Genomic DNA, 22,087 nt, shown 5'->3' on the forward strand with positions numbered 1-22,087 from the left:
TATGACAATGGGTATAGATCCTCGGGTACTCCCGGAAGAAGACCTGCTTCGCGAGCTGCGCCACGTCCACGTGACGCGCACCGAGACCCTGCGGCACGGATCCGACGACGCCCTCGACAACCACACCGTCCGCACCAGGGAGCTGGAGGCGGAGTACCTGCGCCGCCACCCCGAGCGGGAGATCGACCCGGAACGCCTGAGGGAAGGAGCGCGACAACGTGTCTAGACATGCGCCGCATTCATCGCATTCGCCGCCGAGAAGCCTGCATGACGTCCAGGCGCTCACCGACGCCGAGACCACCGTGTACGAGGCGGTCTGCTCGCTCGCGGTGGACGGCCGGATCGCCCACGTGCCCGACGTGGCCCAGATGACCGGCCAGCCCGAGCACGAGGTGCGTCAGCGCCTGGTCCGGCTGGTGGAGAACGGCTGGCTGAACCAGAAGGGCGAGGGCTTCGCCCTGGGCCCGCACGACTGGGGCCTCGAATACTGAGTTTCCGTCCCCCTGCCCCCCGGGAGGATCGATGACCCCTGCCGACCCCGGCGCCCTCGCGCCCGCCAGGGCACGCGAGCTGTTCCGGGGCGGGTTGCGCACGCCCACCGCCGGATGGTGCCGCGGCTGGACGCAGGCCAACCTGCTCGCCGTGCCCCGCTCCCTCGCCTACGACCTGCTGCTGTTCGGGCAGCGCAATCCCGCGGCCTGCCCGGTGCTCGACGTGGGCGACCCGGGGGCCTTCCGCACCGAGATCTTCGGTGGCGACCTGCGCACCGACCTGCCCGGCTACCGCGTCTACGAGAACGGTGAGCCGGTCGCCGACGCGGCCGAGGTGACCGGCCTGTGGCGGGACGACCTGGTGGCCTTCCTGATCGGGTGCAGCTTCACCTTCGAGGACGCGCTGGTCCAGGCGGGCGTCCCGGTACGGCACCTGGAGGCCGGCACGAACGTGCCGATGTACCTCACCTCGGTGAAGTGCCGCCCCGCGGGGGCGCTGGCCGGGCCCCTGGTGGTGTCGATGCGGCCGGTGCCCGCGCCGCTGGTGGCCGAGGCGGTCCGGATCACCGCGCGCTACCCGGCGGTGCACGGCGCCCCGGTGCATGTGGGCGACCCCGCGGAGATCGGGGTGGCCGACCTCGCCCGGCCCGACTTCGGCGATCCGGTGGAGGTGCGGCCCGGTGAGATCCCGCTGTTCTGGGCGTGCGGGGTGACCCCGCAGGCGGCGGTGATGGCGAGCGGGGTGCCGTTCGCGATCGGGCACCTGCCCGGCCACATGGCCGTCACCGACGTCCGGGACCACCGCTTCCTGGTCCCCTGACCGGCTGATCCGGCCACTCCCAATATTGTTGAGTGACAGGACATTATGAGGGGGTCAGGTGGCGGTCTCAGGCGGCGATGCTCGGGAGACGCCGGGCGGTCCGGCGACCACGCCCGGGCCGCGGGCGGGCGTGGAGGTCGGCGACGCCGACGCCGTGAAGGAGGACGCCGCCCGGCGTTCCGGGCTGCGCGGCTGGCGCGAGGGCATCCGGGCCACGCCCGGCGGGAGCCTGGCGCTGAAGATCGGTGTCGGCGTGGCCGGGGCGGTCCTGGTGATCGGCGGCCTGATCATGGTGCCCTTCCCGGGGCCGGGCTGGCTGGTGGTCTTCGCCGGTTTCGCGCTACTGGCCACCGAGTTCGTCTGGGCGCATCGGGTGCTGCAGTTCGGCAAGCGCACGCTCGCCGCGTGGACCGACTGGCTCAAGCGGCAGGGCTGGACCGTCCGCATCCTCGTCCTCGCGGTCACCCTGGTCGCCGCCGGGGCCATCGTCTGGCTGGGGCTGAAAGTCGGCTTTGGGATTGATGTCGTCCGGATGGCATTGTCCTATTTGGGAATGGCTTAAGGATTCGTCGCTCGTGGGGCTTAGGATGCCCGCGTGAGATTATCGAACCGTACTGGCGTGGTGGCGGGTTGCCTGGCGTTGTCCGCGTCGCTGACCCCCGCCGCGGTGGCCCAGACCGCCGCAGACACGGAGGTCGAGCTCCCCGGCACGGGAGTCGTCCTGCACGAGAAGTCCACCGACCGCCTGCTGGTCACCGCCTACACCGTGGGCGACGACGTCTACCTGCGGGACAAGGGCGGCGACAGGTTCACCAAGAAGACCGGCTACACCGAGATCACGGTCTCGCCCGGCGGCGCGCGGGCGGCCGGACTGCGCGACAAGTACGCGAGCAGCGGCTACGACCAGGTCGTCATCATCGACCGGGCGGCCGGGACGGCCAAGTTCATCAAGACCGTCAAGGACCCCTTCATCACCGCGGCGCTCTACTGGTCCCGCGACGGGCGCAAGATCCTCGGCACGACGCAGCGGAAGTCCGGCAAGGTGTGGTACACCCACGGCTTCTCCGTGATCGACGTCGCGGCGGGCACGCACAGCGAGGTCAGGCTGCCCAAGCCGCTCAAGGACCACAGCTTCGAGTGGAGCCCCGACGCGCGCGGCGTGTACATCGTGCAGGACAAGAAGATCCTGGAGTACGGGCTCGACGGCAAGCCGCGCCGCACCCTCGACGTGGGCGTCACCGCGTCCGGTGACGACGTGTTCTCCCCCTCCGGCAAGCGGCTGCTGACCTGGTGCCCGAAGAGGTACCGGGAGCCGGTGTGCGTGGCCGACCGCCGCAGCGGCAAGGTCGTCAAGCGGCTCGCGGTGGACCCGGAGCACCTGTGGGGCTGGTGGGACGAGTCCCACCTCATGATGGTGTACAAGAACGACGGGGCCTACCGGTCGGTCGTCACCGACCTGAACGGCAAGACCACCCGGGTGCTCGCCGACATCACCTCCGCCGCGTGGAAGAAGGACGACGTCTACCTCTCCTACACGCGCAGGTGAGCCGCCGTACCGCGGATCACGACCGGATGGTCGCCGCGCGGCGTCAGCCGGCCGATGACCGGCGCGCCGGGGATCTCCCCGGCGATGAGCAGCCCGCCTGAGGTCTGGGCGTCGGCGAGCAGCAGCAGCGTGTGCTCGCCGGCGTCGCCCGGGTCGAGGTGCGGCGCCACCCACTCCAGATTGCGCCGCGACCCGCCGGGCACGTAGCCGTCGCGGATCGCCTCCCAGGCCCCCTCGATGACCGGTACGGCGGCGGCGTCGAGTTCGGCGGTGACGCCCGAGGCGCGGGCCAGCTTGTACAGGTGGCCGAGCAGCCCGAAGCCGGTCACGTCGGTGGCGCAGCGCACGCCGGCGTCCGTCGCGAGGGCGGCGGCGTCGGCGTTGAGCGCGGTCATCACCTCCACCGCCTGGGGGAAGGTCTCGCCGGTCGCCTTGTGCCGGTTGTTCAGCACGCCGGAGCCGATCGGCTTGGTCAGGGACAGCGGCAGACCCGGGCGTCCGGCGTCGTTGCGCATCAGGCGATCGGGGTCGGCCATGCCGGTGACGGCCATGCCGTACAGCGGCTCGGGGCCGTGCACGCTGTGGCCGCCCGCCAGGTGGCAGCCCGCCTTGGCGGCGATGTCGGCCCCGCCGCGCAGCACCTCGCCCGCGACGTCGTAGGACAGGCCCTCGCGCGGCCAGCACAGCAGGTTCAGGGCGACGAGGGGGCGGCCGCCCATCGCGTACACGTCGGACAGCGCGTTGGCGGCGGCGATGCGCCCCCAGTCGTAGGGGTCGTCCACGACCGGCGTGAAGAAGTCGGCGGTGCTCACCACGGCCTGGCCCGCGGAGATCCGCACCACGGCGGCGTCGTCGCCGGTGTCCAGGCCCACCAGCAGGTCGCCCTGCGGCGCCCCCACGGTCAGCCCGGTCAGCCCGGCCAGCACGGCTTCGAGCTCACCGGCCGGGATCTTGCAGGCGCAGCCGCCGCCCAGGGCGTAGTGCGTCAAACGGAGCATCGGTACCTCCCTTTCGCGGGGGACGAGCCACGGGCCGGTTCGTACCCCGCCGCGCGCCGCACCACGCGGGGCTCAACGGACCTTGCGCCGCAGGTGCTGCCCCAGCGCATGCAGGGCCAGGCGAACGGCCGCGCCCCGGCGGCCGGGCGCGACCAGTCCCGCCATCCGCAGCGGCAGCGCGAGCCCGCGCCAGACCCGCATCCGCCCGTTCCCGTCGACCGCCACGGCGAGCGGCGCCCCGCACCCGGCCCGGGGCGGCACGGGGTACTCGGCGGCCAGCCCGGGGTCCCGGCACGACCGCACCACGACGGGCACGGCCAGCACCGCCGCCAGCCGCCCCGCGATCACCGAACACCCCCCGCACCCGGCATCGTGCACCACCACCAGCCGCGCCACGTCCCCCATCGAGGTCACCACCCGCAGGCCGACGCGCGAGCGACCGGCCACCGCGCGCCCCCGCCTGTCTCCGATTCCGCAGGCCGCCGCGTGCCCTCGGCCCTGCCGTGGACCATCGCCGGCCGCGTCCCTTCGTTCATCGGCCGCCGATGCCGCAGGCGAGGGCGATCACTGTGGCCAGGGCGGTCGCGAAGGCGAGGGGGCGGTGGGCGGCTCGCCAGCGGGCGTTCCAGGTTCCGTCGCCGCCGGGGGTGGGGCCGTCGTGGGCGACGGTGGCGGCCGCGGCGGTCCAGCGGGCCGCCGCGAAGCCGGTCGCGGCGGCGAGCGCGCCCACGGGGGGGACGGCGAGCAGCAGCGCGGCCAGCAGCAGGTGGGGGAGCGCCGAGGGGGAGTAGGTCCGCATCCCGGTGCCCATCTCGAACCCGAACTGCAGCGCCCCCGCCACCCGCCCGCGCAGCACCACGTGCTCGGGTACCAGCCGCCGGTTCTCCGGCACGGCGAACCGCAGCACCCCCGCCTCGCGGAACAGCACCGCCACCGCGGCGGGCACGAGGAGGGCGGGCCGCAGCGGGCCCGGCAGCAATGCCTGGAGCACCCCGCCCACGGCGGCGGCGCAGGCGGCGACGCTCCACGCGCCGGCCAGGAGCCCGAGGCCGAAGCAGGCCAGGGCGGTGCGTCCGCGCCAGACCGGCGCGCTCAGCAGGAACGCCGAGTTGTGGCTTCACGTACTGCCCGAGTTGGCGTACCCGGCGTTGAGCCCCGCCCACAGGAACATGACCAGGACGGGCGCGTCCAGCCCGGCGAGCGCCCACGCTCCGCCCGCGATCGGCACGGCCAGCGCCTCCGGGCGCAGCATCGCTCGCCGCGCGGCCGTACCCGCGGTCACAGTTCGCACATGGCGATGGTCAGGCCCCGGTAGCGGGTGCCGTCGCCCCAGGTCACGGTGGTCATCGCGTCGGAACACCGGTAGAGGTCGCCGTCCGCGGTCCAGCGCCAGGCGCTTCTGGTGTCCCGGGAACCGCAGAAGGAGTCGGTCCGGTGCGCGGTGTACTCCTCGCCGACGTCGGAGTCGGAGCGGGAGCCCTCGAAGTGCCAGTTGGCGTCGTTGCAGGGGTAGGAGCCGATCCGCCAGCCGCCGTAGCAGGCGGCGGGTCCGGAATACCAGTTCGCGTCCGCTTCGGAGTACCCCTCCGGGTAGGCGTCCTTGCAGTCGCCCGAAGGCCACTCCGAGGACGGTCCCCGGGAGGCGCGGGCCGCGCGGCGGGTCAGGTACCAGTCGAACGGCGTGAGCGTGGCCGCGAGGGCGGCGGCGGCCAGGCCGCGCAGCAGGGCGGCGCGCGAGATCGGCGGGCCGCCGATGAGCGCGCGGACCTGGCTGGGTTCCCGTCCGGTGCCCGTGCCGATCTCCGGGATGGAGTCGGTGACCTGTGTGCTCATGAGCGTCCTCCTTGGTTCGCTGGTACGGCTGGGGCGGGCAGGACCCGCGAGAGGAGGGCGGGAACGTCGGTGTCGGCGTAGACGAAGGCCCGGTGGGCGATGATGCCGTTCGCATGGACCAGGTAGAGGCAGGGGGTGTAGCCCTCGTACATCTCGGCCCACGCGCCGGGGTCGGCCAGCGGCCCGCCGGTGCCCGTGCCCGTGCCGGCGGCGGGGTCGGCGAGGCGTCGCGCGGCGTCCTCCCCGGCCACCAGGCCGAGCAGCCGGACGTCCGGCCGGCCGGCGGTGAACGCGCTCGCCTGCCGCCACAGCGCGGGGCACAGCGCGCAGCCGCCGTCCAGCAGGACGACGAGCGAGACCGACCGCCCTTCGGCGGGCGCCAGCCGGGCGGGCGCGAGCCGTACGGCGTCACCGCTTCCCTCGGCCCGCTCCAGACCCCGCAACCGCGCATAGACGGCCCCCACGGCGAGCACCGCGAACGCCGACACCCCCATCGAGCACAGCGCCAGCGCCGTCCCGGCGTTCACCGCCCACCTCGGCGACCGGTCAGGGGCGAGCACATGTTCGCGCGAGGCCCGCCGCCTGAGCGAGGGCGGGGCGCGGAGGTCAATCGGACCACCGGACTCGGATGCCGGTGAGGACGGTGTCCACGACGGTGCCGGCGGCCAGGCCGCGGGTCTCGTCCCGGCCGGGGCGGGTGGGGAAGACGACGGTGTAGGCGGCGGTGCCGGTGGCGTAGACGTAGCGCCACTCGAACGGCGTGCCTGCGAGGGCGGCGCGGGTGGCCGGGTCGAGGTCGAGGCGTTCCTTCCACACCTCGGCGTCGCCGAGCCGGGCGCCGCGCCATTCCGGCAGGCCGTCCCTGGCCGCGCGGGCGTCCCGGATCATGACCACCAGCCGGTCTCCCATGCCGACCACGAACGTGCCGTACTGGCGTACGCCCGGACCGGTGCCGCGGCGCGGCGTCAGCGTCGCCCCCTGACGCGAGTCGCGGAAGCGGACCGATGTCGTGATCGAGTCGAGGACCGCAGAGCGCGGCGCGGGACCGGCGAACCACGTCGTGGCCTCGTTGTAGGGGCCCGCCCAGACCAGGCAACTGCGCGACCGGTCCGCCGCCTCGTAGAGCACGAGGTCGTACCCCTTGCGCCCGCGCACCTCACGCCGCGCCCCCGGCAGGATCTTGCCGGGGATCACCTTGTGCTGCCCGGCGGGCGCGAGGTCATAAGCGCGCAGCAGGCCGGGCCCCGCCATCCGCGTGTGGCCGTACCATTCCAGCCCGCCCGCCTGCGCCGGCAGGTCCACCGTCACCCGCGCGCCGTCCGCCGCCCGCAGGACGGCCTGCGCCATCGTCGCGACCATATGCCCCTCAACATGCCCTTCATCGACCGAAGTCACGAAACCCGGCCAGGCTATGCGCGCGGGCCGCGTCGCCCCCGGCGAGGACACACCACATGGTCAACGCTTGAACCGCACCCGGTGCACCCTGGGCGCGAGGCGGCGGGGCTCAGAGGTACAGGCCGGTGCCGTGGTCGGTCTGCGGGGTGGCCACGGCGTGCAGGTCGCGCTCGCGCATCACCAGGTAGAGCTGTCCCTGGACCTCGACCTCGTACTGTTCTTCGGGGTTGAACAGCACCTTGTCGCCGACCTTGACCGAGCGCGCGTTGACCCCCACCCCGCATACCTCGCCCCAGGCGAGCCGGTTGGCCATCTTCACCGTCGCGGGGATGACGATTCCAGAGGTGCTGCGGCGCTCTTCCGTCTCGCCGTCCGCCTTGATCATCACGCGGTCGTGCAGCATCTGGATCTCGAACTTCGGGTCAGCCACAGGGGAAGTCTATGCATCTGTGCGACCACAATTGCGGAAAGCGCTCTCTTGGCCGGATCCGACGCCGCCGGTCAGCCGCTCGCCGCGGGGGCGGGGCTACGCCGGCGCGACTCGGGGACGATCAGCGGGGTGCGGCTCTGCGGGTCTTCGATGATCTCGCAGCGCAGGTCGAAGACCTCGGCCACCAGGTCGGCGGTGACGATCTGCGCGGGGTCGCCCTCCGCGATGATCCGGCCGTCGCGCATCACGATCAGGTGGGTGGCGTAGCGGCACGCCTGGTTCAGGTCGTGCAGTACGGCGACCAGCGTGCGGCCCTGTTCGTGCAGGTCGGCGCAGAGGTCCAGGACCTCGATCTGGTGGGCGATGTCCAGGAAGGTGGTCGGTTCGTCAAGCAGCAGGATCGGCGTCTCCTGGGCGAGCACCATGGCCAGCCACACCCGCTGGCGCTGTCCGCCGGACAGCTCGTCCACCGGGCGGTCGGCCAGGTCGGAGACGTGCGTGGCGTCCATCGCGGCGTTGACCGCCGCCTCGTCCTCGCGCGACCACTGGCGCATCAGCCGCTGGTGCGGATAGCGCCCGCGGGAGACCAGGTCGGCGACGGTGATCCCGTCGGGCACGATCGAGCTCTGCGGCAGCAGCCCGAGCCGCCTGGCCACCTCCTTCGACGGCAGCGAGGTGATCACGCCGCCGTCCAGGTAGACGGCCCCGGTGCGCGGCTTGAGCATGCGGGCCAGGGCGCGCAGCGTGGTGGACTTGCCGCAGGCGTTGGGGCCGATGATCACGGTGAAGGACCGGTCGGGGATGGCGATCTGGAGGTTGGTGGCGATCTCACGCTCGCCGTACCCGAGGGTGAGGTCGGTGCCGTGCAGGCGCGGGCCGGTGCCATCGATGCTCAACGTCGTTCCTTCCGCAGGAGCAGGACCAGGTAGCCACCGCCGAGCGCGGCGGTGAGCACGCCGACCGGGAGCTGGACGGGCGCGAGCACACGCTGCGCCGCGAAGTCGGCGAGTACCAGCAGCACCGCGCCCATCAGCGCGGACGCCACCAGCGTGACGCCGGAGGAGCGGGTCAGTCGGCGGGCGAGCTGGGGCGCGGTGAGCGCGACGAACGCCACCGGGCCCGCCGCGGCCGTCGCCACGCCGCACAGCATCACCGCGACGGCCATCGCGCAGCCGCGTACGCGCTGCACCTTGATGCCCATCGCCGCGGCGGCGTCGTCGCCCATCTCCATCATCCGCATCGGCCGCGACAGCGGCACGCACAGCGGCAGCAGCACGGCCAGGGCGAGCGCGACGGGCACGGCGTGTTCCCACCCGCGCCCGCCCAGGCTGCCGGTCAGCCAGGCCGCGGCCGTCGCCGCGTCGTTGATGTTGGCGCGGGTGAGCAGGTAGGAGTTGACCGCGAGCAGGATGGCGTTGACGCCGATGCCCACGAGGACCAGCCGGTAGCCGTGCACGCCGCGCCGGTAGGCCAGGACGTAGACGCAGACCGCCGCGAGCGCGCTGCCGGCCAGCGCACCGCCCGCGATCATCGCCGTCGCCCCTCCGGCGACCGTCGCGATGATCGCCCCGGTGGCCGCGCCGGAGGTGAAGCCGAGGAAGTCGGGGCTGCCCAGCGGGTTGCGGGTGAGGCTTTGGAACAGCGCGCCGCTGACCGCGAACGCCGCCCCCACCAGCAGCCCGGTGACCACGCGCGGCGCGCGCAGGTTGCCGACGATGAACTCGCTCGCCGGAGTGCCGCCACCGGTCAGCGTGGCCACCACCTCGCCGATCGGCAGCGGGAAGTCGCCGGTGGCGATGGCGAGCACCGCGACCACCGTGCCCGCGACCACCAGGCCCGCGGCGACGATGATCCCGCGTGGGGACAGCCGGATGGACAGCCGCCGGGCGCGCAGGGCGGAGATGCCTTGGCTCATAGCGCGGCGAGCCTCCCCTTGCGGACCAGCGCGATGAAGAAGGGGGCTCCGAGGATCGCGCACACGATCCCGGCCTGTACCTCGCCCGGCCGCCCGATCAGCCGCCCGGCGATGTCGGAGCCGAGCAGCAGGATGGGCGCGAGCAGCGCGGAGAACGGCAGCACCCACCGCTGGTCGGGGCCGACCAGCGCGCGTACGGCGTGCGGCACCGCCAGGCCGACGAAGAAGACCGGGCCGATCGCCGCGGTCGCCGAGCCGCACAGCAGCGTGATCGCCACCGCGGCCAGCAGGCGGGTGCGGCCGACGCTCATGCCGAGGGCGCGGCCCGCGTCGTCGCCGAGCGCGAGCGCGTTGAGCGGCCCGGCCAGCAGTACGCCGAGCAGCACCCCCGCTGCCATGAACGGCACGAGCTGGGCGACCACCTCACCGCCCTGCCCGGCCAGCGAGCCGGACATCCAAAAGCGCATCCGGTCGTAGGTCTCGGTGTCGATCCTGAGCACGGCGGAGGAGGCCGCGGTGAGCACCGCGCCCATCGCCACGCCCGCCAGGGCCAGCCGTACCGGGCTGGTCCCGCTGCGGCCGGCCGAGCCCAGCGCGTAGACCGCGGCGAAGGCGAGCGCCGCCCCGGCGAAGGCGAACCAGACGTAGACCGCCGGGCTGGACCAGCCGAGCAGGGCCAGCGCGATGACCACGCCGAACGCCGCCCCCTGGCCGATGCCGAGCAGCCCCGGGTCGGCGAGCGGGTTGCGGGTCAGGCTCTGCATCAGCGCCCCGGCCAGCCCGAGCGCGGCCCCCGTGCCGATGCCGAGGACGGTGCGCGGCACCCGGAGCTCACGGATCACGACGTGGTCGGCGGAGCCGGTGGGGTCGGTCAGCGCCTGGACGACGGTGGCCAGCGGCATCGACCGTGCGCCCAGCACCAGGCTGAGCACCGCGACGAGCAGCAGCAGCGCGACTCCTGCGGCCAGGCCGATGCTCCGTGCGGTGTTGGCCTTGCGCGGCACTCGGCGGGACGTCTCAGGTGTGGTCGCCGCCAGGGTGGCCGGGCTCACTCCACCCCCTCCTTTCACTGTGCGGCCGAGGCCGGGCTACCCTCAAGCGCACTGAATGAAGGTTAGCCTAACCTCATAAGATCGTATGGGAGGGGTCATGTCCAATCCTGTCCTGCACCGCCGGGGCTTTCTGACCGCGGTGGCGGGCTCCGCCGCCCTCATGGGGCTGGCCGCCTGCGGGGGCTCGGGCGGCGGCGCGGCGGCCTCCCCGGCCGCGAGCGGCGGTGGGTGGGCCTTCACCGACGACCGCGGCAAGAAGGTGTCCCTGTCCGCGCGGCCGACCCGGGTCGTGGCACAGGCGGCCGCCGCGGCGGCGCTGTGGGACTTCGGGGTGCGCCCGATCGCGGTCTTCGGCCCGCACCGGCTCAAGGACGGCGGGCGCGACCCGCAGGTCGGCGAGGTGGACATCACCAAGGTCGAATCGCTCGGCAACGTGTTCGACGAGTTCAACGTGGAGAAGTACGCCTCGCTGCGGCCGGAGCTGCTGGTCAGCGGGATGTACGACAAGAACGAGCTGTGGTACGTGCCGGAGAAGTCGGCGGCGGCCATCGAGAGCGTGGCCCCCACGGTCGGCGTGATGCTCTCCGGCCCGCCGCTGGACAAGGTCATCGGCAGGTACGCCGAGCTGGCCGCCGCACTCGGCGCCGATCTCAACGCGCCCGCCGTGCTGGCCGCCAAGGCCAGGTTCGACGCCGCGTCGGCCAAGCTGACCGAGCTGGCCGGGGAGAAGAAGCTGAAGGTCCTGATCATGTCGGGCGGCCCGGACAGCATGTGGGTCGTCGTTCCCGCCGACCACGCGGGCGTCACGTACATGAGGTCCGTCGGGGTGGATGTGGTCGTGCCGGAAAAGCCGGACTCCGCGGGCTTCTTCGAGACGTTGAGCTGGGAGAACGCCGACAAGTACGCGGCGGACGTGATCCTCTACGACGACCGCGCCCGGTCGATGACCATCGCGGAGATGAAGCAGAAGCCGACCTTCGCCAAGCTGCCCGCGGTGGCGGCGGGCCAGACGTACCCGTGGCGCGCGGAGGAGCGGTTCAGTTATCTCGGCCACGCGGGGGTGCTCGAAGAGCTGATCGCCGCCCTCGACAAGTCGAAGAAGCTCGTCTAGCCGGGAAGGTGCGCCCCGCGGACCTCGACGATCTCGGCCAGCGGGAACTCCAGATAGTCGCCCGCCTCCTCGCACCAGGCGTCGAGCACGCCGCTGCGCAGCTCGCCGTGGCTGATGGTGGCGGTCAGGCCGCCGGTCAGCGTGATCGCCGCGCGTACGCCGCGGTCCACCACGAATCCGAGCAGCGACTGCTGCGCGGTGGGCAGGCGGGTGGCGCCCCGGCCGATCACGGCCCAGGTACGGCCGCCGGGGCGGGGCTCGGTACCGGCCGCCGCCAGCAGCCGCCTGGCGTGCTCGCGTGGATCGGGCGGCGGCTCGGCGATGTCGGCGGGCGGGGCCTCCTCCAGCTCGGCGACCTGCCCGCCGGGCAGCAGGATGAGCCGCCCGCCCCGGGGCTCTTCGATCTTGGCGCGGCGGATGGTGATCTCACCGGTGTCGTCGATCGGCACCGGGGCGTACCCCGCCTCGCGCAGCGCCGCCAGGGTGCGGTCGGCGGGGGCCGAACCTGCCAGCACGGTGGGGGCCAGGGCGCGCAGGCCGAGCCGGGACAGCCGCCGGTTGGCGGCGATCTCGGCGAGCAGCGCGGGATCGGACGCCTGCACGATGCAGGTGACGCTGGTCACGGTCACCTCGCCGTGCCGCCGCGCCACGTCGTGGACCAGGTAGCTGAGCGGCTGCGGGACGGTGCCCACGGCCGCGAGCTCGTCGAGCAGGCCGTCCGGGGTGTCGCCCGCGTCGAGCGCCCTGCGCACGCTCTGCGGGGAGAAGCGCCAGACCGAGGCCGCCGCCGCGCCGCGCGACTCCCGGTCGGCGGCGCGGTCGAGCAGCGCGGCCAGCTCCGCCGACGGCGGGCCGGTGACCACCGCGGTGAGGTCGGCCCCGAACAGCGCGCTGCGGCGTACGCCCGCCAGGGCCCGGGTGGAGCACTCGACCAGCGCCGGATCGTGCTCCACGGCCGGAGCGTGGTCGTCGTGCTCGGCCCCGGCCACGCGGTCCAGCGCGGCGAGCGCCCGGCCGAGGTCGGTGAGCGCGTCGTGGGCGATCAGGCCGAGCAGCCTGGCCTCGTCCAGCACGGCGGGGGTGATCTCGGCAAGCAGCGCGGGGTCGAGGGTGGGGGCGTGCCAGCCCACATGGCGTACCAGGCCCGCGCGGTCGGCGTGCGCGGTGGCGTCGGGCAGCCCGGCGAGCACGCCGAGCACCGAGCGGCGGATACGGGCGATCACCGGCCCGGCCGGGTCGTCGCCGAGCACCGTCGCGTACTTGCCGTTGACCTTGCGAAGTGAGGAGCGCTCCATCCGCCACCAGGCGCTCAGCAGCGCGCGCAGCCGGGTCGCGCCGTCGTCCAGCCGCCAGTGGTCGAAGCGCTCGGTGGGCACCAGCCCGCCGGCCGCCTCGTCCCAGGCCAGCAGCCTGGCCACGGCGCAGATCTCCAGCAGCAGCCGGGTCTCGTCCTCGTCGCAGGAGGTCTCCTTGGCGACCCTGCGCACCTCGCGCACGCCCACCCCGCCGCTCTTGAGCAGCGGCAGCGGGGTCTTGGCGGTGTTGTCCAGCAGCGCCGCGCAGCGCTCGACCACGTGCGGGGCCGCCAGCGCCATCAGGTGATCGACCTCCTCGGGATCGACCGGCAGGGTGGCGAGGTCGGGCGGCGCGGCGGTCAGCGGCGGGTGCCAGCCGGGCCCGCGCACGGCCAGCGCGACCTCGCGCGACATCTCCGCGACGTTCCAGCTCGACCGGAACAGCAGGCCGTGGTCGGCCGCCCACTTCTCCGCCGAACCCGGCACGACGAACAGCCCGCCGTCCACCTCGCGCGCCGGGCCCTCCCAGGCGAACTCCTCGGCCAGTTTGCGCGCGCCCTGCGGCGCCTCGGCCAGCAGCGCCGCCACCTGCGCGGGGTCGGAGAGGATCTCGGTCACCCGCAGCGCGGCCCGCCGCTTGGGGCCGTGGGCGGGCACGCCGAGGTTCTTCGCCAGGGCGCGCAGGGCGTCCGCGCTGATCGTCCAGGAGTTGAGGTAGTGGGCCAGCGGCTCGCCGAGGCCGCACGGCGCGGGCCACCAGCGGGCCAGCGCGGGGGCCAGGCGTACCCGGCCCTCGTCGTCGGGCCAGGCCAGGGCGTGGTCGTACAGGCGCTCCAGCCAGGGGCGCACGTCGTCCTCGGGTACGTCGAGCAGCCCGGCCAGGCGCGCCGCCGTGGGAGCGCCGCCGGCCACCAGGCACGCCTGGGCGATCTCCAGGCACGGCAGCGGCAGGCCGCGGACCGCCTCAGCGGTCGCGATGCCGTTGGCCAGCCGCTCCGCCAGGGTGTCCAGGCGGCGCGGCCAGGGGGCGGCGATGGCGTCGGGCCGGTTGGCAAGGACGCGGGCGAGCCTGTCTTCGTCGAGGGTCTTCAGCCAGCCGAGCAGGTGATCGTCCATCTCTCAGCTCTCTTTGGGGGTCGCGCGCGGGACTTACCGAGGGCCGTAGGCAACCACGGTAATGCAGATCAGATGCCTGACGGGGGAGAGCGGCCCACAATGGAACGCGTTGTGTGGGCCGCGTGGCATCGACGCCCGCTCAGCGCGGCGAGATGAGCGCGCCCGGCGACCGGCCGCCGCCGTGTCGCCCGCTGGCACCTATCCGCCGAGGACGGCCCAGACGATCTTTCCGTACGGCGGCAGCGGCGACCAGCCCCACCGCGCGCTCAGCGACTCCACGATGTGCAGGCCGAGCCCGCCGGGCTCCAGCGGCCCGGGGTGGCGCAGCACGGGGCCGTTGGCCTCGGGGTCGGAGATGGCGCAGGTGACCATGGCGCCCCGGCGGACCAGCGACAGGCGGATCTCCTGCGCACGCCGGGAGTACTCGCCCGGCGCCAGCCGGAGGCCGTGCCGCAGGGCGTTGGTGGCCAGCTCCGAGACGATGAGCGCGGTGGTCTCGCACAGCTCGGGCAGGCCCCAGCCGGTGAGAGTGCCCGTGGCGAAGCTGCGGGAGCAGTGCACGGAGACCGCGCTGGGCGGCAGAACGAACGTGGCGCTGGCCGTCGCCGCCGGCGAGGGGCCGGTCACCAGGTCTCGCGCGGCATCGGGCCACCAGCCTGCGGGCGGCCACCAGCCTGGCGCGGTCGCGTGACCGGGCGCGCGCACAACTCCGGTATAGCCGGTATGAGCGGACTGCACAGGATCATGATGATGCAAACTAGCGTGCATGTGCAAGAGCGGATGCACGTGCATCCGGGACATGCAACCGCTACCGTTACCCCTGAACCAGTACTTCTAAAGCAAAGGAGGAACTTGATCGCGGGCAGATCCAACGGCCCGTAAAAGTGACACACTGTGAATGAGTAAAACGACCTAGGAGCAGCACGTGTCGATGGATCCGCCGGGAACCGGTTCCACTGTTCGTCGCATCATGCTCGGCGCGAGCCTGCGCCGGCTGCGCGAGAGCAGAGGGCTCACCCGTGAGGCGGCCGGATTTCACATCCGGGCCTCGGAATCCAAGATCAGCCGCATGGAACTCGGCCGGGTCGGATTCAAGACGCGTGACGTAGAAGACCTGCTCACGTTGTACGGCGTGCTCGACGACGCCGAGCGGCGGAGCCTGCTGGAGATGGTCCGCGAGGCCAACACGCCAGGCTGGTGGCACAAGTACGGTGACGTGCTGCCCGGCTGGTTCAACACCTACGTCGGGCTGGAGGAGGCGGCGAGCGTCATACGCACCTACGAGGTGCAGTTCGTTCCCGGCCTGCTGCAGACGATGTCGTACGCGCGAACCGTGGTCCAACTGGGCTATCCCGACGATTCGGCACAGGACATCGAGCGACGTGTGCATCTGCGCATGCAGCGGCAAGAACGCTTCACCACGACGGACGGACCCCGGTTGTGGGCCGTCATCGACGAAGCGGCGCTGAAGCGGCCCATCGGCGGGCCCGCGATCATGCGCGAGCAGCTCCATCACCTGCTGGAGGTCGCCACCCTGCCCAACATCACCATCCAGGTGATGCCGTTCAGGTTCGGCATGCACGCCGCTGAGGGTGGCGCGTTCAGCATTCTGCGGTTTCCCGAGTCCGATCTTTCGGACGTCGTTTACGTCGAGCAGCTCTGGGGTGCCCTCTACCTGGACAAACGTGAGGACGTTGACCCGTACCTCACCGCCATGGAGCAGTTGTGCGTGGAAAGCACCACTCCTGGGGGCACTGCCGAGATCCTCGGCGAACTTCTCAGAGAGATATAGATGAACCACACCTACAACGGCATGCCCGCACATGACCTGATCGACGTGAGCTGGCGCAAGTCGCGGTGGAGCAACTCCACCGGCAACTGCGTCGAGCTGGCCAAGCTTCCCGACGGAAGCGTCGCGGTCCGCAACTCCAGGTTCCCGCAGGGCCCCGCGCTGATCTACACGCGCGAGGAGATGCGGGCGCTGGTCCTGGGGGTCAAGGACGGCGAGTTCGACAGCCTTCTCGTGTAACGCCGTTTCTCATATCCGGCGCACCGGCCGATGAGGATCGGCGCGCGGGATGCGTTACGGGGTGGTCTTGCCCGGCGGGCGGACACCGGCTCACCACTGGTGCCGGCGCGACCGGGAACAGGGGCATGCTCGGCCGGATGACCGTGCGTCCGATGACGGACGCCCGGTGGACGGCGCGTGCGGCCATCCGCGTCACCGGAGGTGGGGACACCGCGAACTACGCCCGCCACCGGCCGTGGAGACGGCCGTCCGGGCGCGGTATCCCGCCATGCGCGGCGGCCGGATGAGCGCTGCCCGGCGCACACCTGGTGGCGTCGGCGCGTGGTCGCCATGCCGCGCGCCCGCGAAGACCCTCCCGTGCGGATATCTCGGGTGCCGTTGCCCACGCGGCGCCCTCCTTCCACACGACCGCCAGACGAGGTTAGACGCGCGAGTTCCACTGGAGGATTACCGGCTTTTCATGTTCGTGGCCAAGTTCGCTGTAGGTGCCGGTGTCGAGCTTGAACAACCGCCCGTCCTCGGGCGGCAGGCCGAGCCACCGGGCCGCCAGCACCCGCAGTACGTGGCCGTGCGCGACCACGGCCACCGCGCCCTCCGCCGCGCGGGCGCGGGCGATCACCTTGTCGGCGCGCTCGCCCACCTGGGCGGCGGTCTCGCCGGGGTGGTCGGCGTCGCCGGGGATCACGCCGTCCCGCCACAGGTACCAGCCGGGGCGTGAGCTTCGGATCTGCGGCGTCGTGATGCCCTCGTAGCCCCCGTAGTCCCACTCCCACAGGCCGGGCTCCACCTCATATCCGGTGAGGCCGGCCAGCTCCGCGGTCGATCGGGCCCGCTGGGCCGGGCTGACCAGGACGGCTCCGAACGCGCGCCCCGCGACCAGCGGCGCGAGCGCCCGCGCCTGCCCCTGGCCCCTGGCGGTGAGCGGCACGTCGGTACGCCCGGTGTGGCGGCCGTCCCGCGACCACTCCGTCTCCCCATGTCGTAGCAGCAGCATCTCGTTCATGGTCCTTCCATCTTCTCCCGCGACGCGGTGAGGTCCGCGGCCGGGGAACCCGACGGCGCCCCATAGGCTCATCGGAGCCGTCAAAGGAGGAAACAGAATGGATCCGGTGCCCGTGGGGCTGGTGGGGGCGGGGCCGTGGGCCGCGCGGATGCACGCGCCGGTGCTCGCGGCGGGGCCGCACACCAGGCTGGCGGGCGTGTGGGCGCGGCGTCCCGAGGCCGCCGCGGAGCTCGGCGCGCCCGTCTTCACCCGGCTTGAGGACCTGTTCGAGGTGTGCGAGGCGGTGGCGTTCGCGGTGCCGCCCGCCGTACAGGCCGAGCTGGCGGTGCGGGCGGCCCGCGCGGGCAAGGCCCTGCTGCTGGAAAAGCCGCTCGCCGCCGACCTCGATGGCGCCGAACGGGTCGCCGCGGCGGTGGCCGAGGCCGGTGTGCCCTCCCAGATGGTCTTCTCCTGGCGCTACGCGAAGGGCGTGCGGGAGTTCCTGGCCGAGGCCCGCGCGTGCGAGCCGTTCGGGGCCCAGGCCCGGTACGTCTCCGGCTCGCTGCGCCCGGAGTCGCCGTTCGCCACCCCCTGGCGGCTGGCCCGTGGCGCGGTGCTCGACATCGGCCCGCACATGATCGACCTGGTGGACGCGGCCCTCGGCCGCGTGGTGGACGTCCGCGCCCGCGGCAGCGTCCTCGGCTGGGCCGGGCTGCTGCTCGAACACGAGGGCGGCGCGCTCAGCGAGGTCTCACTGTGCATGAGCGCCCCCGGCGAGCGCGACGCGGCCGTCACCGTGTACGGCGAGCGGGGCCGCGCCCACGTCGATCACACCGCGCTCGGCGACGACGTCGTGTTCCCCGCCATGGCCGCCGAGTTCGCCGCGACGGTCAGAAGCGGCGCCCCGCACCCCCTCGACGCCGCCCGCGGCCTGCACGTGCAGCGGCTGATCGCCGCCGCTGAGGCGCAGTTCACCGCCTGAGCGCGACGGCCGTGAGCAACAGCCCCGCCACGTACACCGCTACCGCGAACGCCCACGACACCGGGTCATCGGCGGCCCGCAACGGCACCAGCCACCACGGCCGGAAGTCACGCGGGTGCCCGCCGGCCGCGTACAGCATGACCATGAACGCGACCAGCGGCGTGCTCAGCGCCGCCATGTGACCGAGCACCCGCCCGATCACCAGTGCCGCGCCGCTGAGAAACAGGAACGTCCTTCCGGCCTGGAGCAGCCACTCCTGCCCCAGGCCCGACACCGCCCCCGCTGCGAGGCAGCCCGCCGCCGCCACGGACAGCGCGGCGGCCCAGCCCGTGCTCCACAGGCTCAGCGGCCGGGGTGGGGCCGCCTCCAGGTCCCGATGCTCGGACCGGGTGACCAGGACGACGGCGGCGGCCAGGACGATCGGAACGGCGAAGGTCAGCGGGACGAACACGTCCCGCGCGGCCAGTGGCGGCCTTATCCATAGGGCCACCCGGCCCCACAGCGGGCAGGTGAGGAGCAGCCCGGCCATGATGGCGCCGGCCGTCGCCGCGTTGCGGGCCCGTCCGCACAGCAGCGCGCCGCGGGCGGGGGAGGTCATCGGGTCACCGGGTCGCCGGCCAGCCGGGCAGCGGGGCCTTCGGGGCCGCGCGGTCACAGGAGCCGAGTGAGTCGATGGCCGCCTCCAGCCAGCGGTCTTGGGCGGCGGTGTCCAGTCGCATGAACCTCTCGATGTCGCGGTCCAGGCTCCGCCACCCGGTGCCGCCGGGCAACCCGGCCCGCAGCGCGAGGATCGAGTGGATGTAGAACGTGATCGGGGCGGCGTCCGCCGAATCCGGGTAGAGCCGGTCACCGCAGGGGAGCCGGTCGCCCTCGCGGGACACCACCGTGTCCAGGATCGACCGCGTCAGGCCGGGCACGGTGGGCCTGGCATCGCCGATATGGATGGACGTACCGGGACCCGCGCCGGCCAGGCCGAACTGGGACAGCCGGGCGGGGAAGCCCTCCAGCGTGCCCGCGCCCTGCCGGGCCCTGACGTAGGCCGAGGTCACCAACGGTCGCAGGTACTCATCGCTCGGCCACAGGCACACCGTGCCGCCCTGCCCGGCGGGCGCGCAGGCGGCGGCGGGCGGCGTGCGCTTGATCGGGATGGGGCCGGAATAGGTGACCAGGAACACCGCGGACGCCACGGCGGCGGCGACCACCAGGCCGCGCAGCAACACCCCGCCCCAGTGCTGGGTGCCGTCCAGTGACAGCACGACGATCAGCGACAGGCCGCCGAGCAGCAGCCAGCACACGATGCCCACCGCCAGGTCGCCGGGCAGGGAGCCGATCGGGTCCCAGCGTTCGCCGAACACGGGGTAGAGCAGCCCGGTCCGGCTGCGTCCGTCGTAGGAGACCATGGCCCCGCCGAAGTACAGGACCGCGCCGAGGACGACGGGGACGAGTTTGCGCGGCCACAGCGAACCCACCGCGATCCCGATCGACGCGCCGAAGACGAGGAAGGCGGCATTGAGCGCGAGGAGGTCCCAGGGCGGCTCCCCGGCGGGGTTCACCTGGGCGGTCTGCCAGAAGGCCAGGGCGGTCATGGCCGCGTACCCGGGCAGCGCCCACAGGCACACCGTCGCCAGCAGCGACAGCAGGCGGGCCGACCGGCCCCGCGCCGCGGCGTCCTCCAGCACGGCTTGTCCGGTGCGTCGTGCGTCACCGGCCAGCCATGCCGCGATGACCGCCGTCAGCGGGCACAGCACGGCGCCCGCGGCGGAGTTCAGGGCGAGGCCGGTGTTGATCCACCGGCCCAGCCAGTTCTGCTGGTGCTGGAACGCCAGCCATACCGACGCCGCCCACAGCAACGGGATGCCCGCCAGGGCAGGGCTGCGCCGCGCGCGGATCCACATGATCCGCAGGCTGGTCAGGGCTCTCACCGCTCGTCCAGGGGCATCATTGAGCGGTCCGCTTTGGACATCAGCGCCAGATACGCTCTTTCGACGTCGGAGGTGGTGACGCCGCCGGGCTCGCCCGCCAGGGCGACCAGTTCCGGCACCTCCCCGGTGAAGATCACCCGTCCGTCCTTCAGTACGACGGCGCGCGCCGCCAGCGCGGCGACGTCTTCCACCAGGTGCGTGCTGACCAGCACCGTCATGGTGTCCGGCAGTGCCTTGATCACCTGCCGCAGCCGGACGCGCTGCTCAGGGTCCAATCCGTTGGCGGGCTCGTCGAGCAGGATCAGATCCGGCTCGTGCACGATGGCCTGGGCGATGCCGACCCGGCGCAGCATGCCACCGGACAACTCACGCAGCCGCCGCGCGCCCGTTCCCGCGAGATCCACGAGTTCGAGCACTTCGTGAATTCGGGCCCGTAGGTCGGGTCGCCGATATTTCCGCAGCCAGGCGGCGTATTCAAGGGTCTCCGCCACGGTGAAACGCGGATGGAAGGTGAAATTCTGCGGAAGCAGCCCGATCCGGCGTCGCAGCCGGGCCGTCTTCCGCGCCGCCTGCCACGACAGCAGCCGTGGCGTCGCGGTCATCCGGAATCCATGGACGACGACCTCGCCGTCCTGGATCGGATATGCCGTCGAAAGGAGGTTCAGCAATGTGGATTTGCCCGCGCCGTTCGGCCCTAATAACGCGGTTACCCCGCGCGGCACGGTGACACTGATGCCGTTCAGCGCCACCGTGCGGCCGTAGCGGTGGGAGAGTTCAGAGATCTGCACCGCGTCCATGTGTTTCAGTGTTCGGATTTTCCGTTCGCCTATCGCCTATCAGTATGCGTCAGCATACGAGTAGGTCGTCGAATCCTCATCCCCGTCCAGTGGATACGCGGTGAGGTCGGTGTAATACTGCCGGTTGATGCTGGTGGCGCCGCCGCTACCGCACTGCTTACCGTTGGGGCCCTGGTAGGTGGCCCCCGTGATGAAGGCGTCGGGCCAGTTGTCCCGGCCCTCGTATAAGGACGCGGCGGCCGCCGAGTCGGGATTGGTCGCCCCGACCATGTTGCCGCATTGGCGGGCACGGCCCGTTGATGGGCCGTAGAAGTAGCTCCCTTCCTGTGACCCCCAGCCGGAGATGGTGACCCGGCTGCGGGATATTTCGCTCGCGATCGCCGGGGTTACGGAAGCCGTGACGGCCGCCACCATGATGGAGACGGCGGCAGCGTAGCGGATGCTGGTCCATTTTGTGCCGGGTGTTCGGTGTGTCATTTCGTATCCCCTTTGCTCATATATCGAGGACACTGGCATAAGCGTGATCGTTTCGGCAATGATCCCATCGATGTGATCTTCATCACAGTGAATTAGACCCTGATCAGCGGTATCAGTGGGCCCGGAAAGGCTTCTTTTGGCTGGCCGCGAAGGCGTGGCTCAGTGCTTGATCGCTGGGGTTTCCGCGGTTTTCCAGGCGTGCTGGAGGAGGTCGGCGAAGAGCTCGGGGGGCTGGGCTCCGGCGATGACGTGGGTGTGTTGGAAGACGAAGGACGGGGCGCCGGTGATGCCGAGGGTGTGGGCCTGGGCCGTGTCGGCGCGTACGGCGTCGGCGTATTCGTCGCCCGCGAGCACTGCATGGACCCTGCTGGGGGGCAGGCCGGTGGAGAGGGCCAGGGCGGTCAGGGTGTCGTGGTCCGAGAGCAGGGCGCCCTCGGTGGCGAAGGCGCGCATCAGGCGGTCCCACAGCGCGTCCGCGCGGTCGTGGGCGGCGGCGAGGTGGATGAGGCGGTGGGCGTCGAAGCTGTTGACCGGGCGGGCCTCGGCCATGTTCAGGCGCAGCCCGGATTCGGCGGCGAGGTCGTCCAGTCTGGCGATCGCCTCGTCGGCCTGCGCGGGGGACAGGCCGAGATCGCGCTGGATGCGGTGGGGGACGCGCAGTGGCGGGCGCGCGGGGTCGTCGTGGCGGGGGCCGGTGGGGTCGAGTTCCAGGCTGCGGATCCGGACGTCCACGCGGTCGCGGTGGCCGAAGCCGGCGAGCGCGGCCTGGAAGCGGTGCCTGCCCAGGTAGCACCAGGGGCAGACGACATCGGTCCATATCTCGACGCTGATCCTCTTGCTGTCCATACCGGCTCACGCTAGGAGATGAGCTTTCTCATCGTAAGTACGTACTTCTG

General features: G+C 72.5%; 28 protein-coding genes. 9 read left to right on the plus strand and 19 right to left on the minus strand.

Features of this window, described 5'->3' with window-relative positions:
• The first annotated feature begins 7 nt into the window (after nt 1-7).
• The 5 genes from DP939_RS09875 to DP939_RS09895 are packed head-to-tail and all read left to right on the plus strand — an operon-like array spanning nt 8 to nt 2,857.
• On the plus strand, nt 8-226 hold the full coding sequence (locus DP939_RS09875; RefSeq protein WP_225878137.1) for a DUF6158 family protein: 219 nt from the start codon (nt 8-10) through the stop codon (nt 224-226).
• Nucleotides 219-491, plus strand: coding sequence for a hypothetical protein (locus DP939_RS09880; RefSeq protein ID WP_147267942.1), 273 nt, complete (start codon nt 219-221; stop codon nt 489-491). Before DP939_RS09875 ends, DP939_RS09880 begins: the two co-directional genes overlap by 8 nt.
• A 31-nt stretch (nt 492-522) precedes the next feature.
• Nucleotides 523-1,311, plus strand: coding sequence for a putative hydro-lyase (locus tag DP939_RS09885; protein ID WP_113980326.1), 789 nt, complete (start codon nt 523-525; stop codon nt 1,309-1,311).
• Nucleotides 1,312-1,369: 58 nt separating this feature from the next.
• The gene (locus DP939_RS09890; RefSeq protein ID WP_225878138.1) at nt 1,370-1,873 is read left to right on the plus strand and encodes a TIGR02611 family protein; all 504 of its coding nucleotides are present in this window, start codon (nt 1,370-1,372) and stop codon (nt 1,871-1,873) included.
• A gap of 33 nt (nt 1,874-1,906) precedes the next feature.
• A complete protein-coding gene (locus DP939_RS09895) occupies nt 1,907-2,857 on the plus strand; it encodes a hypothetical protein (RefSeq protein WP_147267943.1) in 951 nt (316 codons plus the stop codon).
• On the opposite strand, the gene selD is transcribed toward DP939_RS09895, so the two are convergent.
• From selD to DP939_RS09945, 11 genes are all read right to left on the minus strand, one after another.
• The gene (gene selD, locus DP939_RS09900; protein ID WP_113980329.1) at nt 2,842-3,855 is read right to left on the minus strand and encodes a selenide, water dikinase SelD; all 1,014 of its coding nucleotides are present in this window, start codon (nt 3,853-3,855) and stop codon (nt 2,842-2,844) included. The genes DP939_RS09895 and selD overlap by 16 nt on opposite strands.
• A 72-nt stretch (nt 3,856-3,927) precedes the next feature.
• The gene (locus DP939_RS09905; RefSeq protein WP_113980330.1) at nt 3,928-4,302 is read right to left on the minus strand and encodes a hypothetical protein; all 375 of its coding nucleotides are present in this window, start codon (nt 4,300-4,302) and stop codon (nt 3,928-3,930) included.
• An 85-nt stretch (nt 4,303-4,387) separates the two neighbouring features.
• Nucleotides 4,388-4,855 carry a hypothetical protein gene (locus DP939_RS09910; RefSeq protein ID WP_113980331.1) on the minus strand — a complete coding sequence of 156 codons (468 nt, stop codon included), beginning with the start codon at nt 4,853-4,855 and terminating at the stop codon, nt 4,388-4,390.
• Nucleotides 4,856-4,972: 117 nt separating this feature from the next.
• On the minus strand, nt 4,973-5,146 hold the full coding sequence (locus tag DP939_RS46100; RefSeq protein WP_158578530.1) for a hypothetical protein: 174 nt from the start codon (nt 5,144-5,146) through the stop codon (nt 4,973-4,975).
• The gene (locus tag DP939_RS09915; RefSeq protein WP_113980332.1) at nt 5,134-5,688 is read right to left on the minus strand and encodes a hypothetical protein; all 555 of its coding nucleotides are present in this window, start codon (nt 5,686-5,688) and stop codon (nt 5,134-5,136) included. The genes DP939_RS46100 and DP939_RS09915 overlap by 13 nt, the downstream gene beginning before the upstream one ends.
• Nucleotides 5,685-6,215: a hypothetical protein gene (locus tag DP939_RS09920; RefSeq protein ID WP_113980333.1), complete on the minus strand. Its 531-nt coding sequence runs from the start codon at nt 6,213-6,215 to the stop codon at nt 5,685-5,687. The genes DP939_RS09915 and DP939_RS09920 overlap by 4 nt, the downstream gene beginning before the upstream one ends.
• 79 nt (nt 6,216-6,294) lie before the next feature.
• Nucleotides 6,295-7,035 carry a hypothetical protein gene (locus tag DP939_RS09925; RefSeq protein WP_147267944.1) on the minus strand — a complete coding sequence of 247 codons (741 nt, stop codon included), beginning with the start codon at nt 7,033-7,035 and terminating at the stop codon, nt 6,295-6,297.
• Between the two features lie 157 nt (nt 7,036-7,192).
• Entirely contained in the window at nt 7,193-7,513 is a 321-nt protein-coding gene (locus DP939_RS09930; protein WP_113980335.1) for a GroES family chaperonin, read from the minus strand.
• A gap of 71 nt (nt 7,514-7,584) precedes the next feature.
• On the minus strand, nt 7,585-8,409 hold the full coding sequence (locus DP939_RS09935) for an ABC transporter ATP-binding protein (protein ID WP_225878139.1): 825 nt from the start codon (nt 8,407-8,409) through the stop codon (nt 7,585-7,587).
• Nucleotides 8,406-9,428 (minus strand): FecCD family ABC transporter permease, encoded by a 1,023-nt coding sequence (locus DP939_RS09940; protein WP_113980336.1) that lies wholly within the window; start codon nt 9,426-9,428, stop codon nt 8,406-8,408. The genes DP939_RS09935 and DP939_RS09940 overlap by 4 nt, the downstream gene beginning before the upstream one ends.
• Nucleotides 9,425-10,480, minus strand: coding sequence for a FecCD family ABC transporter permease (locus DP939_RS09945; protein WP_113980337.1), 1,056 nt, complete (start codon nt 10,478-10,480; stop codon nt 9,425-9,427). Before DP939_RS09945 ends, DP939_RS09940 begins: the two co-directional genes overlap by 4 nt.
• A gap of 97 nt (nt 10,481-10,577) precedes the next feature.
• Between DP939_RS09945 and DP939_RS09950 the strand changes: the two genes are divergently transcribed.
• Entirely contained in the window at nt 10,578-11,591 is a 1,014-nt protein-coding gene (locus tag DP939_RS09950; RefSeq protein ID WP_113980338.1) for an ABC transporter substrate-binding protein, read from the plus strand.
• Here the strand turns inward: DP939_RS09950 and DP939_RS09955 are convergent.
• Entirely contained in the window at nt 11,588-14,002 is a 2,415-nt protein-coding gene (locus DP939_RS09955; protein WP_113980339.1) for a helicase-associated domain-containing protein, read from the minus strand. The genes DP939_RS09950 and DP939_RS09955 overlap by 4 nt on opposite strands.
• A 198-nt stretch (nt 14,003-14,200) precedes the next feature.
• Nucleotides 14,201-14,707 (minus strand): ATP-binding protein, encoded by a 507-nt coding sequence (locus tag DP939_RS09960; RefSeq protein WP_113980340.1) that lies wholly within the window; start codon nt 14,705-14,707, stop codon nt 14,201-14,203.
• Between the two features lie 265 nt (nt 14,708-14,972).
• On the opposite strand from DP939_RS09960, the gene DP939_RS09965 reads away from it, so the two are divergent.
• Nucleotides 14,973-15,794, plus strand: a complete 822-nt coding sequence (locus tag DP939_RS09965; RefSeq protein WP_113980341.1) for a helix-turn-helix domain-containing protein — start codon at nt 14,973-14,975, stop codon at nt 15,792-15,794.
• Complete coding sequence (locus tag DP939_RS09970; RefSeq protein ID WP_113980342.1) at nt 15,795-16,031, plus strand: DUF397 domain-containing protein; 237 nt, start codon at nt 15,795-15,797, stop codon at nt 16,029-16,031.
• A gap of 421 nt (nt 16,032-16,452) precedes the next feature.
• Here the strand turns inward: DP939_RS09970 and DP939_RS09975 are convergent, their stop codons facing one another.
• Nucleotides 16,453-17,034 carry a histidine phosphatase family protein gene (locus DP939_RS09975; RefSeq protein WP_113980343.1) on the minus strand — a complete coding sequence of 194 codons (582 nt, stop codon included), beginning with the start codon at nt 17,032-17,034 and terminating at the stop codon, nt 16,453-16,455.
• A gap of 97 nt (nt 17,035-17,131) precedes the next feature.
• Between DP939_RS09975 and DP939_RS09980 the strand changes: the two genes are divergently transcribed.
• Nucleotides 17,132-17,995, plus strand: coding sequence for a Gfo/Idh/MocA family protein (locus DP939_RS09980; RefSeq protein WP_113980344.1), 864 nt, complete (start codon nt 17,132-17,134; stop codon nt 17,993-17,995).
• On the opposite strand, the gene DP939_RS09985 is transcribed toward DP939_RS09980, so the two are convergent.
• From DP939_RS09985 to DP939_RS10005, 5 genes are all read right to left on the minus strand, one after another.
• A complete protein-coding gene (locus tag DP939_RS09985; RefSeq protein WP_113980345.1) occupies nt 17,985-18,593 on the minus strand; it encodes a hypothetical protein in 609 nt (202 codons plus the stop codon). The two genes, DP939_RS09980 and DP939_RS09985, sit on opposite strands and share 11 nt — an antisense overlap.
• 4 nt (nt 18,594-18,597) lie before the next feature.
• On the minus strand, nt 18,598-19,917 hold the full coding sequence (locus DP939_RS09990; protein WP_113980346.1) for a hypothetical protein: 1,320 nt from the start codon (nt 19,915-19,917) through the stop codon (nt 18,598-18,600).
• The gene (locus tag DP939_RS09995) at nt 19,914-20,714 is read right to left on the minus strand and encodes an ABC transporter ATP-binding protein (RefSeq protein ID WP_113980347.1); all 801 of its coding nucleotides are present in this window, start codon (nt 20,712-20,714) and stop codon (nt 19,914-19,916) included. The genes DP939_RS09990 and DP939_RS09995 overlap by 4 nt, the downstream gene beginning before the upstream one ends.
• Before the next feature lie 39 nt (nt 20,715-20,753).
• Nucleotides 20,754-21,191 carry a hypothetical protein gene (locus tag DP939_RS45385; protein WP_147267945.1) on the minus strand — a complete coding sequence of 146 codons (438 nt, stop codon included), beginning with the start codon at nt 21,189-21,191 and terminating at the stop codon, nt 20,754-20,756.
• 159 nt (nt 21,192-21,350) lie between these two features.
• Nucleotides 21,351-22,037: a DsbA family oxidoreductase gene (locus DP939_RS10005; RefSeq protein ID WP_113980349.1), complete on the minus strand. Its 687-nt coding sequence runs from the start codon at nt 22,035-22,037 to the stop codon at nt 21,351-21,353.
• Nucleotides 22,038-22,087 lie beyond the last annotated feature (50 nt).

This window comes from Spongiactinospora rosea (assembly GCF_003315795.1).
Lineage (GTDB): Bacteria > Actinomycetota > Actinomycetes > Streptosporangiales > Streptosporangiaceae > Spongiactinospora > Spongiactinospora rosea.